The organism is Mesorhizobium sp. 128a, from assembly GCF_053848025.1.
This window is the reverse complement of the sequence record NZ_JBSPKY010000038.1, coordinates 1-17,959: the sequence shown is the minus strand read 5'-3', so window position 1 is coordinate 17,959 and position 17,959 is coordinate 1. Positions and strand designations below refer to the sequence as shown.

Genomic DNA, 17,959 nt, shown 5'->3' with positions numbered 1-17,959 from the left:
CCACCGCCAGCGCAATTCTGCCCCTCCCCCTAAGCCTTCGAATCCGCCTATAGTGCCCGATGCCCATTCGCCAGCTTTCCGAAACGATGATCAACCAGATCGCCGCCGGCGAAGTCATCGAGCGTCCGGCGAGCGTGGTGAAGGAACTGGTTGAGAACGCGCTCGACGCCTGCGCCACTCGCGTTGAGGTCATCACCGCCGGCGGTGGGCTCAACCTGATCCGCGTCACCGATGACGGCTCGGGCATCCCCGAACCGGAGCTTTCGCTGGCGATCGCGCGCCATTGCACCTCCAAGCTTGCCGACAACATTCACGACATCCGCTCGCTCGGCTTCCGCGGCGAGGCGCTGCCGTCGATCGGCTCGGTGGCGCAGCTGTCAATCCGCTCGCGCACGGCCTCCGGTGATGCGGCCGCCGAGATCGTCATCGAAGGTGGCCGGGTTTCCGCTGTCAGGCCAGCGGCTGCCAACCGTGGCACCACGGTCGAGGTGCGCGACCTGTTCTTCGCCACGCCGGCAAGGCTCAAGTTCATGAAAGGCGAGCGGGCGGAAAGCTCGGCGACCAGCGATGTGGTCAAGCGCATCGCCATCGCCTTCCCCGCCGTGCGCTTCACGCTGGCCGGCTCCGACCGCTCGACGCTGGAATTGCCAGCGACCGACGACAGCGCGGAAGGCAGCCTGCGCCGCGTCGCCCAGGTCATGGGCGCCGAGTTCCCCGACAATTCCATTGCCATCGACGCCAGCCGCGACGGCGTGCATCTGACCGGCCACGTCTCGATCCCGTCATTCACCCGCGCCAACGCGCTGCAGCAATATGCCTATGTCAACGGCCGGCCGGTGCGCGACAAGCTGATCGCCGGCGCCATTCGCGGCGCCTTCGCCGATGTGCTGCCGCGCGACCGCCATGCTGTCACCGTGCTGTTCCTAACGCTCGATCCGGCGACCGTCGACGTCAACGTCCACCCGGCCAAGGCCGATGTGCGCTTCCGCGACCCAGGCCTGGTGCGCGGGCTGATCGTCGGCGCCATCCGCGAGGCGCTAGCCAATGCAGGCATCCGCGCTGCCACCAGCGGGGCTGCCGGGATGATGGCAGCGTTCCGGCCGGGTGCTGCGTCGTATGCCCATGCCGGCCCGGCCAATGGTCATCGCAGCTACGACGCGGCCACTCGCGCGTCGGGCTTTGCGGGTTTCGACCGCTCGCCGCAGCGGCCACTGGACATGGGATTTGACGGCGCCGGTTTCCGCGAAAACGACCAGGCGGCGTTTGATGCCGGCCCGCTTTCGAGCGCCGACGCGCGTGCCGGCATAGCCGAACCGGCCGAGACGCTGCTTGGCACAGCACTGGGTGCTGCCCGCGCGCAGGTGCATGAGAACTATATCGTGGCGCAAACCAGGGATTCGCTGGTTATAGTCGACCAGCATGCGGCGCATGAGCGGCTGGTCTATGAGGCGCTGAAGAATGCGCTGCATTCGCGCGCGGTGCCCTCGCAGATGCTGCTGTTGCCGGAGATCGTCGACCTGCCGGAGGAGGATGCCGAGCGGCTGGCTTTGCACTCCGAAACGCTGGCCCGCTTCGGCCTCGGCATCGAGCGCTTCGGCCCTGGTGCAGTGGCGGTGCGAGAGACGCCGTCAATGCTGGGCGAAACCAATGTCCAGCAGCTGGTGCGCGACCTTGCCGACGAGATCGCCGACAATGACACGGTCGAGACGCTGAAGGAGCGGCTGGACAAGATCGCGGCCACCATGGCCTGCCACGGCTCGGTCCGTTCCGGCCGCCTGCTCAAACCCGAAGAGATGAACGCGCTGCTGCGCCAGATGGAAGCGACGCCGGGATCCGGCACCTGCAACCACGGCCGCCCGACCTATATCGAGCTCAAGCTCGCCGATCTCGAGCGGCTCTTCGGGCGGCGGTGAGTAATCGCATAGGGCGCAGTCCCAACCCGGACCTTGGTCCGACCTCCCCACAAGGGGGAGGTAGGGAGCTATTTCTTCTTGAGGTATTTCTTCGCCCTGGAGTTGAAGACGTAGTCGATCGTGGTTCCGGCGCCGCCACCTCGAAAATTCACGGAAATGACGTTCTTGCCTCCCTCGACCCACTTCTCAACGTTCCTGTAGATGGACGTCATCAGCATGCCGGCACTGCATGCGTCGTCATCTTTGAAGGCGATTTCCTGGACGACTTTCCCGCTGCGCTTTTTGATGACCTGCACCTTCGCCATGCAGAGGCCGGCGCTGGTGTTGGTGTAGACACCGGCGAACCTGTCACGAGCCGTCTGCGCCCAGAAGGGAATTTCTACGACTCCGTCGATCTTCCCCTCGCCAATGTCGTCCAGGTTCGCGACCCTCTTCAACGCGACCGGATATGTATCCGCGCCCTTGTTCCAGCTCCCCGTCAGGACGCCATCGCCGAGTTCGAGAGCAAAAGGGCATCCGGTGACGTCGAAGGGCGTTTTGGAGCCCATGACGATGACGCGCTGGAAGTCCTTGTCATCCGCAATCTCGCAAAGTGAGATGCTGGCGCCGTTGGCTTTGCCGTAGAGCGCGATCGGACTTTGCTTGGCGTCGTAGAAGAGACTGCCCTGGACCGTGAGGCCACTGCCGAACGTGTAGGTCTGCAAGGAGAGATGGACGGGGTTGGGGCCAATGGAGCCTTCATAGTTCTCCACGTGATACCAACCCGCCCAGGCTTTACCGCTGGCCAGCAACAAGCAAAATACGGCCGATACGAACTGCCTTACCATCCCGCCCCCCAAGTGAATGCAACTCACCATATCCACCCGGCGGGGTCATGTCTGCATTGCAGCGACAGTCGGCTGTCTCGTGAACCGCGAAACTTCCGCGCAGCTCTCATCTTGATTCGGGAAAACGGTCCAACCCGCTGATCTAGCGTTTCAAATTCACCACGATGACGCCGCCGAGCGCCAGCGCGCCGCCGAGGATGCCGAGCAGCGTCGGGACTTCGCCGAGCCAGAAGAAGCCGATCAGGGCAGACATGGGCGAGACCAGATAGAGGAAGTTTGAAGCGCGGGCGGCCGGGAGGCGCGACAGCGCGGTTGCCCAGGCGGCATAGGCGATCAGGCTCGGCACGATGCCGAGAAAGATCACCGCGCCGATCCCGGCTGTGTTGGCGACCGCTGCCTGCGCAAAGGCGCTTGGCAGAAAGGGCGCCAGACAAAGAGCACCGAGGATCATATTCGAGGCCGAAATGGTCAGCGGGTGATGGCGGGCAAACAGCGGCTTCTGGACGATCGTGTTGACGGCCGAGCACAGCGCGGAGCCAAGAACCAGCAACGCGCCGGTGTCGAAATGCAGGCCATTCCCGTCGGCCACGGCGATGATGCCGATGCCGGCGAAGGAAATGGCCGTGCCGAACCAGGCCCAGCCTGAGAAGCGCTCGCCGAGCAGTGCCATCGCCATGATGGCGGTGAAAATCGGGCTAACATTGATGATGAAGCCGGCGGCGCCAGCCGACACGGTCAGTTCGCCGTAGTTGAGCATGACAGTGTAGAGCGCGACGAAAATGGCGCCGCCAAAGGCGAGGCGCCACACTTCGTCGAGCCGCGGCAGCGCCGGGCGCTTGACGGCAAGAAAGATCGCCGCCGGCACCGCGGCAATGGCAAAGCGCAGCGCGCCGAGTTCCAGCGGCCCGAAGGCGGCGAGGCCGGCGCGGATCGCGGGAAAGGCCGAGGCCCAGCCGACCACCGTCAACGCCACCGCGATGGCTGCTGTGGTGTCCATCCGCTGTGTCGGATTCGACGTGCTGGTGGTTGCGCTCATCTGTCTGTCCTCAGGTTTCTAGGGTGTTGAAAGGCAGAAAGCGCCTTTTCGGCGCCGTTGACAAACGATCAAATCGAGGATCACCTGTGACTATGGATCACAGCTCAGACACAATGGTTCCGCTCGAGACACTGCGCGCCTTCGATGCTGCGGCACGTACCGGGAGCTTTTCGGCCGCGGCCGAGAAACTCAACACACCCATGGCGCCGTCAGCAGGCAGATCGCCAAGCTGGAGGACTGGCTGGGTCTGAAAGTGTTCGACCGCGGCGCGCGCGGCGTCTCCCTGACCATCGAGGGCAACCGCCTGCATCTGCGCACGGCGGAAGCCTTTGCGCTGATCTCCACCCATTCCGACCGCTGGGTCGAACCGCGCGGCACCGCCGTGGTGCGGCTGACCTCGATCCCCTCGGTCAGCGGGCTGTGGCTGATGCCGCGCATGGCGGCGCTGGAGAACAATCCCAGCAAGCTGCGCATCGTCCTCGACGTCGACATCCGCCAGGCCGACCTTGCCGATGAAGGCATCGACCTGTCGATCCGTTGCGGCCGTGGCGGCATTCCGGGCCGGATCTCGGTGAAGCTGTTCGAGGAATATGTCTTTCCCGTCGCCGCCCCTGGCCTTGCCCGCGAGATCGGCCGCGGCGACCCGGCCCGGTTGCTCAGATTTCCGCTGATCAGCGATTCCGACGCTTCCGGCTGGCGCGCCTGGTTTGCCGCGCAAGGCATGGACTATCGCCCGCGCCCGCAAGACCGCCGTTTCGAGGACTACAATCTGGTGCTTGATGCCGCCGCCTATGGGCTCGGCATCGCGCTGGCGCGGCCGCCACTGACAGGGCATCAGCTGGATACGGGCCGCATCGTCGCGGTCGACGAGCGCACCGCGCTCAACCCGGTGTCGTATTGGCTCGACCGGCCGCTGGGGCGGCCGCGCACGGCTGCCGCAGAACTTTCGCGCCGCATCGCCGTCGAGGCGGGGCTGGCTATGGACAAGATGGAAGCGTTCCTCGAAGCTGAACGGTAGGATCAATCGTTCGGCACTCAGCGCAGCACCAGGACGAAGCCAGCAATCGCGACGGCCAGAAACCCGACCGCCAGCGCCATCAGGCCGACACGCATCTGCCGCCTGTCTCCGGGCCGCGTCGCATCATTCGCTCGTGAGGTCGCCTGCCCGCGCTTCGCCGCAGCGTCGGTGCCAGAGGCGCGGCGTCGCGGTGAAACCTCGGGGACGAGAAAGGCCAGCCATGGCAGGCCTGCGGGTTTTGCGGCGGCGCCGTCGTCGACCCGTGCCGGCGGCATATTCAGACCGCTCTGTGCGTCGTCGTTTGCCGGTGCAGGCGCCGCGGCTCTTGTCGGCGGCCCCGCATCATCTGGCGCCTCGGCGCCTGGTTCAGCAATTGCCAGATAGGCCTGCAGGACTTCAGTCGATCCTGTCTGCTGCGCCTTGGCGGGGGTGGCGGACAACAGTGCCTGCAGCGCCGGCGTCGCAGCCGGCGGCAAAGGCGCGCCGGACGGAGCCGGCGGCTGCGCCAGCGCCTTGACAAGCGCTGCTTTCGCCGGATCGGCCTTGGCCGACGGCATCGCCGCCAATACCATGGCTTCGCGCAGCAGAGCGGTCAGGCGGGCGGATGAAATGTCCATGCCGGTCCCATGAAAACGGGTTTGCGGCGTGACAATAGAGCCTCAGCATTGCGTCAAGCTTGACCTTGCCGGCAATTTATGGCGATGAAATCAGCATGAAGTCAGTCACCGCCCCATTTGGCACCACCCCATGATGAACCGCTTCGAAGGCCCTGGCGGCAAGGAAGCCCGGATCCGCTATCTCGACGGCGACTTCCAGGTCACCAGCCCCGGCGCATTCGTGCGCTGCGCGGTGACAGGTGAGAGCATCCCGCTGGACGAGTTGAAATACTGGAGCGTCGCCAGGCAGGAACCCTATGTCAGCGCCGCCGCCTCGCTGCGCCGCGAGATCGAGACGCATCCGGAACTGCGCAGCCGGCGCTGACGCCAGCCCACCTGCCGAGCCGAACTCAGCCCCGCAGCTTGCGCTGTCGCCAAGCATCCAGCGTCTCGTCGATAATGCGCTCCGGAACGTTGTCGAGCTCGAACGTGGCGTCGATCTCCAGCACGTCGAGCTGGCCAAGGAATTCGGCCGACGCTGCGCCATGGCGCAGCCGGGCGGCGTCCTTGGCGGTGGTGACGAGGCCCAGTCCCTCGCGTCGCGCGGTTGCCGCCAGCTCGGTGAGTTCGTCGGGGGCATAGAAATGGTGGTCGGGAAACGACCGGGTCAGCGCCACGTCCGCGCCGGTGCCGCGCAGCGTGTCGAAGAATTTTTCAGGATGGCCGATGCCGGCAAAGGCGAGCAAACGCCGACCTGCGAAGCGTTCCTTGCCGGCTGGCTCGGCATGCGCCTCGAAGATCGGCCGGCCGGCGCGCGCCGCCTGGCGCACGACCTGGTCGGCGGCGGTGCCCTCGCCCATCTTCAACAGCCCGTCGGTGAACACCAGTTGGTCGACGATGTTGGCTCGCAGCGGCCCGCCTGGAATGACGCGCCCATTGCCGATGCCGTAGCGCGCGTCAACGACGACCAGCGCATAATCGATATGGATGCGCGCGCTCTGAAAGCCGTCATCCATAATCAGGAAATCGCAGCCATGGGCTTCCATAAGCAGTTTGGCGCCGGCGGCGCGGTTGGGGCTCACCGCGACCGGCGCGTGCTCGGCCAAGAGCAGCGGCTCGTCGCCGACATGCTTGGCGGCGTCGTGATTGATATCAACGACATGCGGCTGCGCGAATGAGCCGCCATGGCCGCGCGACAGGAAACCGGGATTGAGCTGCATGCGCCTGGCCTGGTTTGCCAGTGCGATCGCTACCGGCGTCTTGCCGCTGCCGCCGACGGTGAAATTGCCGACGCAAAGTACTGGCGCATCGATCTTTTCGCGCGCCGCCCGGCGCATGCGGCGGCCGGCGACGAGGGCATAGGCGGCCGATAGCGGCGACAACGCAAAGACCCGCCAGTCCGGGGCTTCCCACCAGAAAGGTGGTGCTTCGGAGGCCATCCTATCGCCCGTCGGCGCCCTTCAGGCGCGACTTGACGATCAGAGGCTGGATGTAAGGCTCAAGCGACTTCAGCGTGTGCGCCAGCGCGCCGCGCATCTGGTCGACGGTGGCGGCACCGGCCGCCATCATCTCATGGCGGGCGACTTCATTGCTCAGCAGAAAATTGACGGCGCCGGCCAGCATGTCGCGGTCGCGCACCAGCTTGGCGCCGCCGCTGTCGAGTAGCCGCTGATAGGCTTCGCGGAAATTCTGGACGTTGCGGCCGGCAAGCACAGCGGTGTCGAGCATGGCCGGCTCCAGCGGGTTCTGGCCGCCTTCCGAGGTCAGCGAGCGGCCGACAAAGGCGATTTCCGTCAGCCGGAGATAAAGCCCCATCTCGCCGATCGTGTCGCCAAGCAGGATATCGGTGTCGGCGGTGATCCTGTCGCCCTTGCTGCGCCGCGCCAGCTTCAGGCCCATGCCGGAAATCTGCGCGGCAAGCGCTTCGGCGCGGTCGGGATGGCGCGGGACGATGATCGTGAGCAACCCATGATGGCGCTTGTAGAGCGTGGCGTGGACTTCCGCCGCGACCACTTCCTCGCCGTCATGGGTCGAGATCGCCGCCCATGTCGGGCGGCCGGCGATCTGGCGCTTCAGCGTCGCCAGCGTCCTTTCGTCGACTGGCGGCGGCAAGGTGTCGACCTTGAGGTTGCCGGACACGGTGACCGGCCGGGCACCAAGCGCGCGAAACCGTTCACCGTCGACATCCGACTGGGCAACGACATGGGCGAGGTTCTCGAACAGCGCCTCGGCGATGTTGGCGCGCTTCTTCCAGGATTTGAACGAACGGTCGGACAGCCGGCCGTTGACCAGCACCTGCGGCACGCGGCGGGCGCCGAGCTCGAGGATGGTCATAGGCCAGATCTCGGATTCGGCGATGATCGCCAGGTCCGGCCGCCAGTGATCGAGGAAGCGGCTGACCGCCGGCTTGAGGTCGAGCGGGACATATTGGTGGATGATGCGGTCGCCGAGCCGCTCGTCGGCGACCTGCGCAGAGGTCACCGTGCCTGTCGTCAGCACGATGTTGACGCCGTAGTCGAGGATGCTTTGCACCAGAGGCACGACCGCAATAGTCTCGCCGACGCTTGCCGCATGGATCCAGATCACCGGCCCTTCAGGCCGTGGCCGCCCGGCAACGCCATAGCGCTCGCGGCTGCGGCTTCGGTCCTCCTTGCCCTGCGACGTGCGCCAGGCGACGTAAGGCCCGATCAGCGGATAGGCAGCCGCACCGGCGAAGCGGTACGCCGTCAGGAAGGCGCGCGCCCAGCGCTCGCTCATGGATTGCCGTCCACGAGGCGATAGGCCTCGGCAGTCGCGGCATTGAGCGCGGCAGTGACTTCCACGCGCTTGCGCTCCATTTCGGCTTCATCGGCATTGGCCGGCACGAACACCGGCGTTCCGATGACGATCGAGGAGCGGCCGAACGGCAGGTTGATGGTGGTCTTGTCCCAGCTCCGTTCCAGCACCTTGCGGCGGCTGGTGGCGATGGCGGCAGGCATGATCGGCCGGCCCGAAAGCCGCGCCAGGAGAACGATGCCAAGCCCCGCGTCGCGCGGCGTGCCGTGGGGAATGTCGGCGATCATGGCGACGTTCTTGCCGGCGACGAGTGACTTTTTCAGGGCAATGAGCGCCTTGGCGCCGCCCTTGTCGAGATGCTTCGAGCTGTCGCGACCACCGGAACCGCGCACCGCCTCGATGCCGAATTTTTCGATCATCAGCGCGTTGAGTTCGGCATCGGCGCTGCGTGAGACCATGGCAACCAGCGGCCGCCCCTTAGGATAATAGGCAGGGGTGAGCAAATGCTGGCCATGCCAGAGGGCGATGATGCCGGGCTCGAATTCGGCATAGGCACCGCCTGAAAACTTCGCCGAGCCTTCGACCACGCGGTTGGTCAGCCGCACCAGGCGGACGAACCATGCGAGCAGGCTGACGATGAGGCTCTTGACGATTCGCGACTGCGCCAACGGCTCGCGGATCTTGCGCCAGAACGTCTTCGTACTGCCGCCGCGTCCCCTTCTGACCGCGGCGCCCGTGGGCTGCCCTTTCACCGCTTCTTGCTCCATCGCTGTCAACTGCCGGCCTTGCCTTCAGGGTCGAGCAGGCGGTGCAGATGAACCACGAAATAGCGCATATGGGCATTGTCCACGCTGGCTTGCGCCTTGGCTTTCCACGCGGTGTGTGCGGTTTGGTAATCCGGATAGACGCCGACAATGTCGAGCGCGTCGAGATCGCGGAACTCGGTGCCGCCCAGCTTCTTCAGCTCGCCGCCGAACACCAGGTGCAAAAGCTGTTTCTTTCCGTCTTCCGCGGCCATTTCGGTCCTTCACATATTGTGAGTTTGCGACAGGTCTAGACCAAAGCCGTCGACTTTGGAACCTTCGATCACGCTTCCGTACCGGCAATGACGCCGGCAAGCACGGTCAGCAGCTCGCCGCTGCCGGCGACCAGCGCTCCGTGGCGGATCACTTCGCCGGCGTAAAGCGGCGCGCGGCCGTGCCCGTCGAGCACGGCGCCGCCGGCCTCGCGCAAGATGAGATCGGCGGCGGCAATATCCCAGTCATGCGCGTTGGGCTTGACGAAGGTGGCGTCGAGCGTGCCGTTGGCGACCATCGCCAGCCGGTAGGCAAGCGAGGGAATATGAGCCGCCCGCCGCACCCTGCCCTGCCACTCCGCCGGCATCAGGTCGATCAGCTGCTTCAGCCCGCCGATTTCGACCGTCTCGCCCAAGCGGCGCACGGCAATCGGCTTGCCATTAAGGAATGCGCCCTGCCCGGGCATCGCCCAATAGGTTTCGTCCATGGCCGGACATTCGAGCACGCCGGCAAGCGTGCGGCCGTTCTCGACCACGGCAACACTGACGCACCAGGAGCGCAGGCCTTCGAGGAAGCCGCGCGTGCCGTCTATGGGATCGACGACGAAGGTGCGGCGTGCCTGCAGCCGCGCAGGATCGTCCGTCGTCTCCTCCGACAGCCAGCCATAATCCGGCCGCGCCGCAAGCAGGGTTTCGCGCAGATAGGCGTCGGCCGCATGGTCGGCTTCGCTGACGGGCGAGGTGCCCCCCTTCATCCACACTTGCGGGTTCTTGCCGAAATAGCGCATGGCGATGGCGCCGGCCTCGCGGGCGGCATCGCGCAAAAGCTGGAGGTCTTCTGCAGCTGATATGACCGGGTCATGCGCCGGCAAGGGTCATTCCTTCGATCAGCAGCGTCGGTGCGGCGGTGCCGAAATTGCGGTCGAGGTCGCTCGCCGGCACCATGTTGAGGAACATCGTCTTCAAATTGGAGGCAATGGTCACCTCGGCCACCGGATAGGCCAGCTCGCCATTGTCGATCCAGAAGCCCGACGCACCTCGGCTGTATTCCCCAGTCACCATGTCGACGCCCTGGCCGAACACTTCGGTGACATAAAAGCCTGATTTCAGCGACTTGATCAGATCTTCCGGCGTCCTGTCGCCCGGCTCAATGGCGAGATTGGTCGATGACGGCGACACCGAGGAGCCGCTGCGCGCGCCGCGTCCGTTGGTGGTCAGCCCCAATTCCCGCGCCGCGGACGTCGACAGGAACCAGTGCTTCAGCACGCCGTTTTCGACCATCAGCAGCTTTTCGCCTTCGACACCTTCGCCGTCGAAGGGACGCGAGGCCTGGCCGCGACGCCGGAGCGGCTCGTCGGTGACGGTGATGTCAGCCGATGCGACCTGCTTGCCCATCATCTCGCGCAAAAAACTGGTCTTGCGCGCCACCGAAGCGCCGTTGATGGCGCCGGCGAGATGGCCGGCAATGCCGCGCGCGACGCGCGGATCGAACACGACGTTGACCGGACCGGTCGCTGCCTTGCGGGCACCGAGGCGGCGCACGGCACGCTCGCCAGCCTTGCGGCCGATCAGTTCCGGCGCATCGAGATCGGAAAAATGCTGGTGCGAGGAATATTCGTAGTCGCGCTCCATGCCGGTGCCCTCGCCCGCAATCACGCTGGCCGAGCGCGAAAAGCGCGAGGCGACATAGTGGCCGACGAAGCCGTTCGACGTCGCGAGCACCAGTCCGCCGAGACCAGCGCTGGCGCCGCTGCCGGCCGAATTGGTGACGCCCTTGACGGCAAGGGCTGCTTCCTCGGCGGCCAAAGCCGCTTCCTTCAATTGATCGGCCGAGACCTCGGTGGCGTCGAACAGATCGAGGTCCCGCACCTTGCCAACCAGCAAAGCCGGATCGGCGAGACCCTGATAGGGATCCTCGGGCGAGACTTTCGCCATCGCCACGGCGCGCTCGGCCAGTGCCTTGGGGTCTGACGCCGCCGTCGCCGACACGCTCGCCACCCGGTTGCCGATGAAGACGCGCAGCGAGACATCGTCGCCTTCGGAGGATTCGGTGTTCTCGACCTTGCCCAGTCGCACCGACACGCCGGTCGAGCGGCCGCGCACGGCGACCGCATCGGCGGCGTCGGCGCCGGCCCGCTTGGCAGCCTCGACCAGAGCCGCGACGCGGTCGGTCAGTTTCGCTGCCTCTGATGTATTCGTCATGCGCATAGTCCTGGCTCCAAGCCGCGCCCGGCGGTCGCGGCTGCTGCACCATCTATTGTCCCGCTGCGGCTTGTGCAATGGCGCACCGGCAATTGCGCCGCTGCGGCATAGCGCCCGAGCAGAACGCAAATCTACTGGCACGACGGCAGCCAGAAGCGGCCGCGGAGGCGATAGCCGCCCTGCCCGTTCTTCAGGCGACCGGCGTCCAGATCACGTCGTCGATCCTGGCCGCGCCCGTCGCTAACATCACCAGCCGATCGAAACCGAGCGCCGAGCCGCTGGCTTGCGGCATTATGGCGAGGGCTGCGAGAAAGTCTTCGTCCAGCGGATAGCGCTCGCCATAGACGCGCTCTTTCTCGTCCATTTCGGCGGCGAAGCGCCGGCGCTGCTCGGCCGCGTCAGTCAGCTCGCCGAAAGCGTTGGCGAGCTCGACGCCGCAGCAATAGAGCTCGAAGCGCTCGGCAACGCGCGGGTCATCGGCGCTCGGCCGGGCAAGGGCTGCCTCCGAGATCGGATAGCCGTAGAGGATGGTGGCTCGCCCCTGCCCCAGCATTGGCTCGACCCTTTCGACCATCACGCGGCTGAACAGATCGGCCCAATTGTCGTCGTCGGCCGTGCGCATGCCGGCCTTGACCAGGGCCTCATGGAGCGCATCGCGGTCGGTGCTCCCGCCCACCGCCACCGTGGCGAGAAGATCAATGCCGGCGTAGCGCGTAAAGGCCTCGGCCACGCTGAGCCGTTCCGGGTCGGCAAACGGATCGGCCTCGCGGCCGCGAAATCGGAAGATCTTTGCACCGGCCCGCTCGGCCGCCAGCTTCAGCAGCTCGGAGCAGTCTCCCATCAGGCTCTCATAGGTCTCGCCGACCCGGTACCATTCGAGCATGGTGAATTCCGGATGATGCAAGGGGCCGCGCTCGCGGTTGCGCCAGACGGCACCCAGGCTGAAGATGCGCTTTTCGCCGGCGGCAAGCAGCTTCTTGCACGCGAATTCCGGCGAGGTGTGGAGATAGAGCGGCCGGCGCTCGCCGTCGGCGCCGATCGCCTCGGTGGCGAAGGCCGAGAGATGCGCCTCATTGCCGGGCGAGATTTGCAGCGCCGCCGTCTCGACCTCGATGAAGTCGCGCTCGCCAAACCAGTCGCGCATGGCGGCCGCGATACCGTTGCGGGCAATCAGCCGCGGCCGACGGTCGGCGTGAACGTCCGGCGTCCACCAGGGCGAAGCCTCGGTCATTGGTTTGCAGGTCCTGGGTTTGCAGGTCTTGGCTTTGCCAGGCAACGGAATTGCTGACAGGGCTGGCGGTTCGCGCCAAGATGCGCTACGGCGACGGCTCTCGCAGCCGATTTGCGCCGAACAATCGTTTCAGGCCAACGAAGTCTAGGATTGAAAACCGTGGTGAAGGTCATCGCCAGTTCCCTGCGTAAAGGCAACGTCGTCGACAAGGACGGCAAGCTTTACGTGATCCTCTTTGCCGAAAACATCCACCCTGGCAAGGGCACGCCGGTCACCCAGCTCGACATGCGCCGCATCTCCGACGGGGTGAAGGTTTCGGAACGCTACCGCACCACCGAACAGGTCGAGCGCGCCTATGTCGAGGACCGCGAGCACACCTTCCTCTACGCCGATGGCGAAGGCTATCACTTCATGAACCCGGAGAGCTACGACCAGGTCGCGGTGCCGGAAAGCGTGGTCGGCGATATGGCGCCTTACCTGCTCGAAGGGATGGCGGTGCAGATCTCGCAGTTCAACGGCATAGCGATTGCCCTGGTGCTGCCGCAGCGCGCCACGTTCGAGGTGGTCGAGACCGAGCCTACGACCAAGGGACAGACGGCATCGTCGTCCTACAAACCGGCCGTGCTGTCCAACGGCGTGCGCACGGCAGTTCCCCCGCACATCGCCCCCGGCACCCGCGTTGTGGTGATGACGGCCGACGGCTCCTATGTGGAGCGCGCGAAGGATTGAGGCGCGAGCGCCTCAATCCTGGTTAGTCCCTTGCATTGCCTTCTGCGGCCGCTCAATCGATAGTCCTGCCGATGTGGCAGACCTTTGTGACCTACTGGCCTCTGATCCTCATGATCATTCCGATGCTGATGGCCGCCATCGGCATCGTCCACGCCATCATGACGAAGGAAGACGTCCGCGCCGCCACCGGCTGGGTGGGTGTGATGCTTTTGTCGCCCTTCCTGGGCGCGATCATCTACGCCATTGCCGGGATCAACCGCATCCGCCGCGCGACAATCAGCGCCATGCGGCCCGTGGCCGGCGAAGCCGAGACGGCCAAGCAAGACCGCGACATTGCGCTGGAAGCGCTTATCTCAGCGCAATTCGGCCAACGCTTTGCCGGCCTGAAGACACTGGGCGACCGGGTGGCGCGGCGCGGCCTGCTTTCGGGCAACGCAATCACCATCCTGAAGACAGGTGACGACGCTTACGCAGCAATGCGCCGGGCAATCGACGACGCCAAGCGCAGCGTCCTGCTCGAGACCTACATATTCGACAATGACGAGGTCGGGCAGCGTTTCGTCGAATCGCTGGCCGGCGCGGTCCGGCGCGGTGTAACCGTCCGCGTGCTCATCGATGCCGTCGGCGTGCGCTATTCCGTGCCCAGCATTCTCACGACCCTCCGGGAAGCCGGCGTCACCGTCGATCTCTTCAACGGCAACATCGTCATGGGCCTGAGACTTCCCTATGCGAATCTGAGAACCCACAGGAAGATTCTGATCGTCGACGGTGCGGTGGCTTTCACGGGAGGCATGAACATCCGCAAGGGATTCTCGGCCGAATTCGTGGGAACCGCCAGTTCGGCGGATACGCATTTCCAGGTCACCGGACCGCTCGTGGCAGACCTGTTTGCGGTTGCCGCCGAAGACTGGCGTTTTGCCGGCAACGAAGCCCTCAAGGACGAGGTCTGGCAGGTGGAAAAACCCTCGCCGCCGCCCGGTCAGCCGATCCTGGTGCGGGCCGTGGCGTCGGGGCCGGATGCCAGCAACGAGACCAATCACAAATTGCTGATGGGGGCATTTTCGGTCGCCCGCAAATCGATCCGCATCATGTCACCCTATTTCCTGCCGGACCGGGAATTTATCAGCGCGCTGACCACGGCGGCCAGGCGCGGCGTAGAGATCGACATCGTCGTGCCGGCGGTGAACAATCTCTTCCTGGTCGGCCGCGCCATGACGGCGCAATACGACCAGGTGCTCAAGCACTATTGCCGTGTCTGGCGCCATGAGGGATCGTTCGACCATTCGAAGCTGCTGTCGGTCGATGGCGTGTGGGCCTATGTCGGCTCCTCCAACCTCGATGCCCGGTCGCTGCGGCTGAATTTCGAGATCGACCTGGAGGTTCTGGATGCAGGCTTTGCCGCCGAGATCGAAGCGCGCATCGGAGCGGCAATCGTTTCGGCCAAACCCGTCACACTCGCAACCCTGAAGGCGCGGCCATTCGTCATCCGCGTCTTTGACCGGTTGCTATGGCTGGGATCGCCCTATCTCTAATGCATGTCGCTCAAAAGTGGTCACGGTTTTGAGATAACGGCATGCATAAAACTAAGAACCAAGGAAATCGAATAGCAGGCCAATGGACATTAACGGACGCAGCCTCCCGGAGACCGTGCTCCTGTCGATCCGCGGCAGGAAAGCGCGCAAGGCGAACGCGACGCCGCGCAAACACGTCGACGGCGCCGAGATGGTGGTCGCCTCCTACAATGTCCACAAATGCATCGGCACCGACCGCAGATTCGACCCCGAACGGACCGCCCGCGTCATCCGCGAAATCGGTCCCGACGTCATTGCGCTGCAGGAGGCCGACAACCGGTTCGGCGACCGCGCCGGGCTGCTCGATCTTGCCCGGATCGAACACGAAACCGGGCTGGTGCCGGTGCCGGTTTCGGGAAACGGCAAAGGCCATGGCTGGCGCGGCAATGTGCTGCTGTTCAAACGCGGCACCGTGCGTGACGTGCATCAGATCAAGCTGCCGGGGCTGGAGCCGCGCGGCGCGCTGGTGGCCGAGATCGACCTCGACGAAACGCGCACGCTGCGCGTCATTGCCGCGCATCTCGGCCTGTTGCGTCGCTCACGCTCCGAACAGGCCCGCGTCGTGCTCGACATTATGAGCAGCCAGGATGAAAGGCCGACCCTGCTGCTCGGCGACCTCAACGAATGGCGGCTGGGCAACCGCTCGGCGCTGAAGACGCTGCACGCCACCTTTGGCTTCACGCCACCGGCGGTGCCGACATTTCCCTCAGGCCTGCCGGTGCTGGCGCTCGACCGCATCATGGCCAACCGGCACGGCATGGTCTCGTCGGTGGAAGCCCATGACACGCCGCTGTCGCGGGTGGCGTCGGATCACCTGCCGCTGACGGCTTTCGTGAGCCTGTAAGTCACCCGTCCCGCAACCACACCACCATCTCGCCGGGCTCACGATTGTCCCAGGCGTAATAGGGGACGGCCTTGAGCTTCGCCTGCTCGACGGCTGGCGCCTCGGTGCGATAGAGGCCGTTGTCCCAGTTTTCCGCCGTTTCCCGCCTACCGTTGGCCGAGAGGGTGACGACGCCGCCGAGGAGGTTCGGCTCGGGATGCGCCTCGATCTCAGCCGTGCGCGGCAAGGTGATGCGGTGCAGTTGGCCGGCATTGTCGGTCTCTTCGACGCAGTAAATCAACGGGCCGCGCGCAAGTGCTACGCGGCCGATGTCCTGGCGCACCTGCGGGTTGGCGAACAGGCGCGAGATCGACATGTCGAGGTCGAGTTCGACGCGGTCGCCCTTTTGCCACTCGCGCCGGATCGCCGCGTAGCCATCGTTCGACGCGGCATCGAGGTCGACATGCGCACCGTTGACCTTCAGCGTCGCCTTGCGGCACCAGGACGGCACTCGCAGATGCAGCGTGAACTCAACGGGGGCATCCAGCTCGACCCGGATCGAGACCGCGCCGTCCCAGGGATAGTTGCTGGTCTGGACGAGGCTGACCGCCTTGCCGGCGATGTCGAAACGCGCCGTCGAGTCGCCATAGAGGTGGACGGCCAGCGCATCGTCGGCGAGGCTGTAGAAATAGCTGCCGATCGACGCGACCATGCGGCCGATATTGGGCGGGCAGCACGGGCAGCGGTGCCATTTCCATCTGTTATGCTTGCCCCGGCTTTCCAGCGGGTTTTCGTAGAAGAACAACGAGCCGTCGAGCGACAGGCCGGAGATCGAGCCGTTGTAGAGCGCCCGCTCCATCATGTCGGCATAGCGCGCGTTCGGCCCCATGCCGAGCATGCGGCTGGCCCAGAATACCAGGCCGACCGAGGCACAGGTCTCGGCATAGGCGGTTTCGTTGGGCAGGTCGTAGTCGCTGGTGAAGCCTTCATTGTGGGCTGAGGGCCCGATGCCGCCGGTGATGTACAGGCTCTTGGTGGTGAGATCGTCCCAGAGCCGGTCGAGCGCTACCCGCAGCGTATCGTCGCCATATTCGGTGGCGATGTCGGCCATGCCGGAATAGAGGTACATCGCCCTGACCGCATGACCAACGACCTTGTCCTGCTCGCGCACCGGCCGGTGCGACTGATTGTATTCGTAGGTCTTGAAATGATAGGCCTTCGGGTCGGCGCCGCGCGCACGCGCCTCCTCGTCGAAATAATGCGGCTCGACGCCGCGCTGGTCGATGAAGTATTTCGCCAGCTCCATGTATTTGCGCTGGCCGGTCGCCCGCGCCAGCTTGACCAGCGCCAGCTCGATCTCCTCATGGCCGCAATAGCCCTTCTTCTTGCCGGGCTCCGGACCGAAATTCTCCGCGATATGATCGACATAGCGGCACATGATGTCGAGCAGCTTGCGCTTGCCCGTGGCCTGGAAATAGGCGACGGCGCCTTCGATCAGGTGGCCGGCACAATAGAGCTCGTGGCAGTCGCGCAGATTGGTCCACCGCTTGCCGGGCTGGATGCGCTGGTACCAACTGGAGAGATAGCCGTCGGATTGCTGCAGCTTGCCATACATGTCGATGACGGCGTCGATCTTCTTCTCCAGATCGTCATTGCGGCGGCGGTAGAGCGAATAGGCGGCGGTCTCGATGGTCTTGCCCCAGTCGGAATCCCAGAACATCTGCGTCGTCACCGTCGAGCCGGTGAAGCCGGGCGTGGCCGCCTCGTCCGGCGACGGCGAATGGAAGGGAATGACGACACCGGGCGACGGCCGGTCCGGATCGATCTGCTCCAGCATGCGCGCCTCCACGCAGCGATCGTAGAGGATGGACGCGGTGCGCGACGCCACGGCATCGACACGGTCGCCCCAGAAACCACGCACGTCGACCTGCGGCACCGGCAGCGGCCGGAAGGCGAGGCTCAGTTTGCCGGGCTTTACGGCCTGGCCCGTCTTGCCGGCCTGAATTGCAGATTGCGATGCGGTCATCAATCTAACTCCATTCGAATGCAATTTCTCATTTCACCGCGCCGGCCATCAGGCCGCGTATGTAGAAGCGCTGCAGCAACAGGAAGAGGATGAGGCAAGGCACCATCATCACTGTGACGCCGGCCTGCACGGCGGATTCAACCGGTCGTCGCAACACCTCATACCAAGAGGTGTTTATGGTTACGGGAAGACGGAAA

Annotated in this window: 16 protein-coding genes and 2 pseudogenes; 6 read left to right on the top strand and 12 right to left on the bottom strand. The window is 65.1% G+C overall.

Annotated elements, in window-relative coordinates; genetic code table 11:
* Nucleotides 1-59: 59 nt before the first annotated feature.
* Nucleotides 60-1,913: a DNA mismatch repair endonuclease MutL gene (mutL, locus tag ACWTU9_RS31910; protein ID WP_455861790.1), complete on the top strand. Its 1,854-nt coding sequence runs from the start codon at nucleotides 60-62 to the stop codon at nucleotides 1,911-1,913.
* Between the two features lie 68 nt (nucleotides 1,914-1,981).
* Here the strand turns inward: mutL and ACWTU9_RS31905 are convergent, their stop codons facing one another.
* Both ACWTU9_RS31905 and ACWTU9_RS31900 read right to left on the bottom strand, forming a co-directional pair.
* Nucleotides 1,982-2,740: a hypothetical protein gene (locus ACWTU9_RS31905; RefSeq protein WP_455861789.1), complete on the bottom strand. Its 759-nt coding sequence runs from the start codon at nucleotides 2,738-2,740 to the stop codon at nucleotides 1,982-1,984.
* A 142-nt stretch (nucleotides 2,741-2,882) separates the two neighbouring features.
* Nucleotides 2,883-3,776: a DMT family transporter gene (locus ACWTU9_RS31900; RefSeq protein WP_455861788.1), complete on the bottom strand. Its 894-nt coding sequence runs from the start codon at nucleotides 3,774-3,776 to the stop codon at nucleotides 2,883-2,885.
* A 92-nt stretch (nucleotides 3,777-3,868) separates the two neighbouring features.
* Between ACWTU9_RS31900 and ACWTU9_RS31895 the strand changes: the two are divergent.
* Nucleotides 3,869-4,794 (top strand): annotated as a pseudogene (locus ACWTU9_RS31895) (LysR substrate-binding domain-containing protein).
* A 17-nt stretch (nucleotides 4,795-4,811) separates the two neighbouring features.
* Here ACWTU9_RS31895 and ACWTU9_RS31890 read toward each other — a convergent pair.
* Nucleotides 4,812-5,411 (bottom strand): hypothetical protein, encoded by a 600-nt coding sequence (locus ACWTU9_RS31890; protein WP_455861787.1) that lies wholly within the window; start codon nucleotides 5,409-5,411, stop codon nucleotides 4,812-4,814.
* A gap of 130 nt (nucleotides 5,412-5,541) precedes the next feature.
* Between ACWTU9_RS31890 and ACWTU9_RS31885 the strand changes: the two genes are divergently transcribed.
* The gene (locus ACWTU9_RS31885) at nucleotides 5,542-5,775 is read left to right on the top strand and encodes a DUF2093 domain-containing protein (protein ID WP_112564953.1); all 234 of its coding nucleotides are present in this window, start codon (nucleotides 5,542-5,544) and stop codon (nucleotides 5,773-5,775) included.
* Nucleotides 5,776-5,800: 25 nt separating this feature from the next.
* Here ACWTU9_RS31885 and lpxK read toward each other — a convergent pair whose 3' ends face one another.
* The 7 genes from lpxK to epmA form a co-directional block, all read right to left on the bottom strand.
* Nucleotides 5,801-6,829, bottom strand: coding sequence for a tetraacyldisaccharide 4'-kinase (lpxK, locus tag ACWTU9_RS31880; protein WP_455861786.1), 1,029 nt, complete (start codon nucleotides 6,827-6,829; stop codon nucleotides 5,801-5,803).
* Nucleotide 6,830: 1 nt separating this feature from the next.
* On the bottom strand, nucleotides 6,831-8,147 hold the full coding sequence (waaA, locus tag ACWTU9_RS31875; RefSeq protein ID WP_455861785.1) for a lipid IV(A) 3-deoxy-D-manno-octulosonic acid transferase: 1,317 nt from the start codon (nucleotides 8,145-8,147) through the stop codon (nucleotides 6,831-6,833).
* Nucleotides 8,144-8,932, bottom strand: coding sequence for a lysophospholipid acyltransferase family protein (locus tag ACWTU9_RS31870; protein ID WP_455861784.1), 789 nt, complete (start codon nucleotides 8,930-8,932; stop codon nucleotides 8,144-8,146). Before ACWTU9_RS31870 ends, waaA begins: the two co-directional genes overlap by 4 nt.
* A gap of 5 nt (nucleotides 8,933-8,937) precedes the next feature.
* A complete protein-coding gene (locus ACWTU9_RS31865; RefSeq protein WP_455861783.1) occupies nucleotides 8,938-9,183 on the bottom strand; it encodes a DUF4170 domain-containing protein in 246 nt (81 codons plus the stop codon).
* 68 nt (nucleotides 9,184-9,251) lie between these two features.
* Nucleotides 9,252-10,052, bottom strand: coding sequence for a 3'(2'),5'-bisphosphate nucleotidase CysQ (locus tag ACWTU9_RS31860; protein ID WP_455861782.1), 801 nt, complete (start codon nucleotides 10,050-10,052; stop codon nucleotides 9,252-9,254).
* A complete protein-coding gene (locus tag ACWTU9_RS31855; protein WP_454576806.1) occupies nucleotides 10,039-11,382 on the bottom strand; it encodes a TldD/PmbA family protein in 1,344 nt (447 codons plus the stop codon). Before ACWTU9_RS31855 ends, ACWTU9_RS31860 begins: the two co-directional genes overlap by 14 nt.
* A 190-nt stretch (nucleotides 11,383-11,572) precedes the next feature.
* Nucleotides 11,573-12,613 (bottom strand): EF-P lysine aminoacylase EpmA, encoded by a 1,041-nt coding sequence (gene epmA, locus ACWTU9_RS31850; RefSeq protein WP_455861781.1) that lies wholly within the window; start codon nucleotides 12,611-12,613, stop codon nucleotides 11,573-11,575.
* Nucleotides 12,614-12,772: 159 nt separating this feature from the next.
* Here epmA and efp point away from each other — a divergent pair, with 159 nt between their 5' ends.
* The 3 genes from efp to ACWTU9_RS31835 all read left to right on the top strand — a co-directional run bounded on the left by efp (nucleotide 12,773) and on the right by ACWTU9_RS31835 (nucleotide 15,757).
* Nucleotides 12,773-13,342, top strand: coding sequence for an elongation factor P (gene efp / locus ACWTU9_RS31845; RefSeq protein WP_454576808.1), 570 nt, complete (start codon nucleotides 12,773-12,775; stop codon nucleotides 13,340-13,342).
* Between the two features lie 71 nt (nucleotides 13,343-13,413).
* Nucleotides 13,414-14,874: a phospholipase D-like domain-containing protein gene (locus tag ACWTU9_RS31840; RefSeq protein WP_455861780.1), complete on the top strand. Its 1,461-nt coding sequence runs from the start codon at nucleotides 13,414-13,416 to the stop codon at nucleotides 14,872-14,874.
* 82 nt (nucleotides 14,875-14,956) lie between these two features.
* Nucleotides 14,957-15,757: an endonuclease/exonuclease/phosphatase family protein gene (locus tag ACWTU9_RS31835; protein WP_454589439.1), complete on the top strand. Its 801-nt coding sequence runs from the start codon at nucleotides 14,957-14,959 to the stop codon at nucleotides 15,755-15,757.
* Between the two features lies 1 nt (nucleotide 15,758).
* Here the strand turns inward: ACWTU9_RS31835 and ACWTU9_RS31830 are convergent, their stop codons facing one another.
* Nucleotides 15,759-17,762, bottom strand: a complete 2,004-nt coding sequence (locus tag ACWTU9_RS31830; protein ID WP_455861779.1) for a glycoside hydrolase family 127 protein — start codon at nucleotides 17,760-17,762, stop codon at nucleotides 15,759-15,761.
* 28 nt (nucleotides 17,763-17,790) lie between these two features.
* Nucleotides 17,791-17,895: pseudogene (locus ACWTU9_RS31825) on the bottom strand (carbohydrate ABC transporter permease); the annotation flags it as partial.
* Nucleotides 17,896-17,959 lie beyond the last annotated feature (64 nt).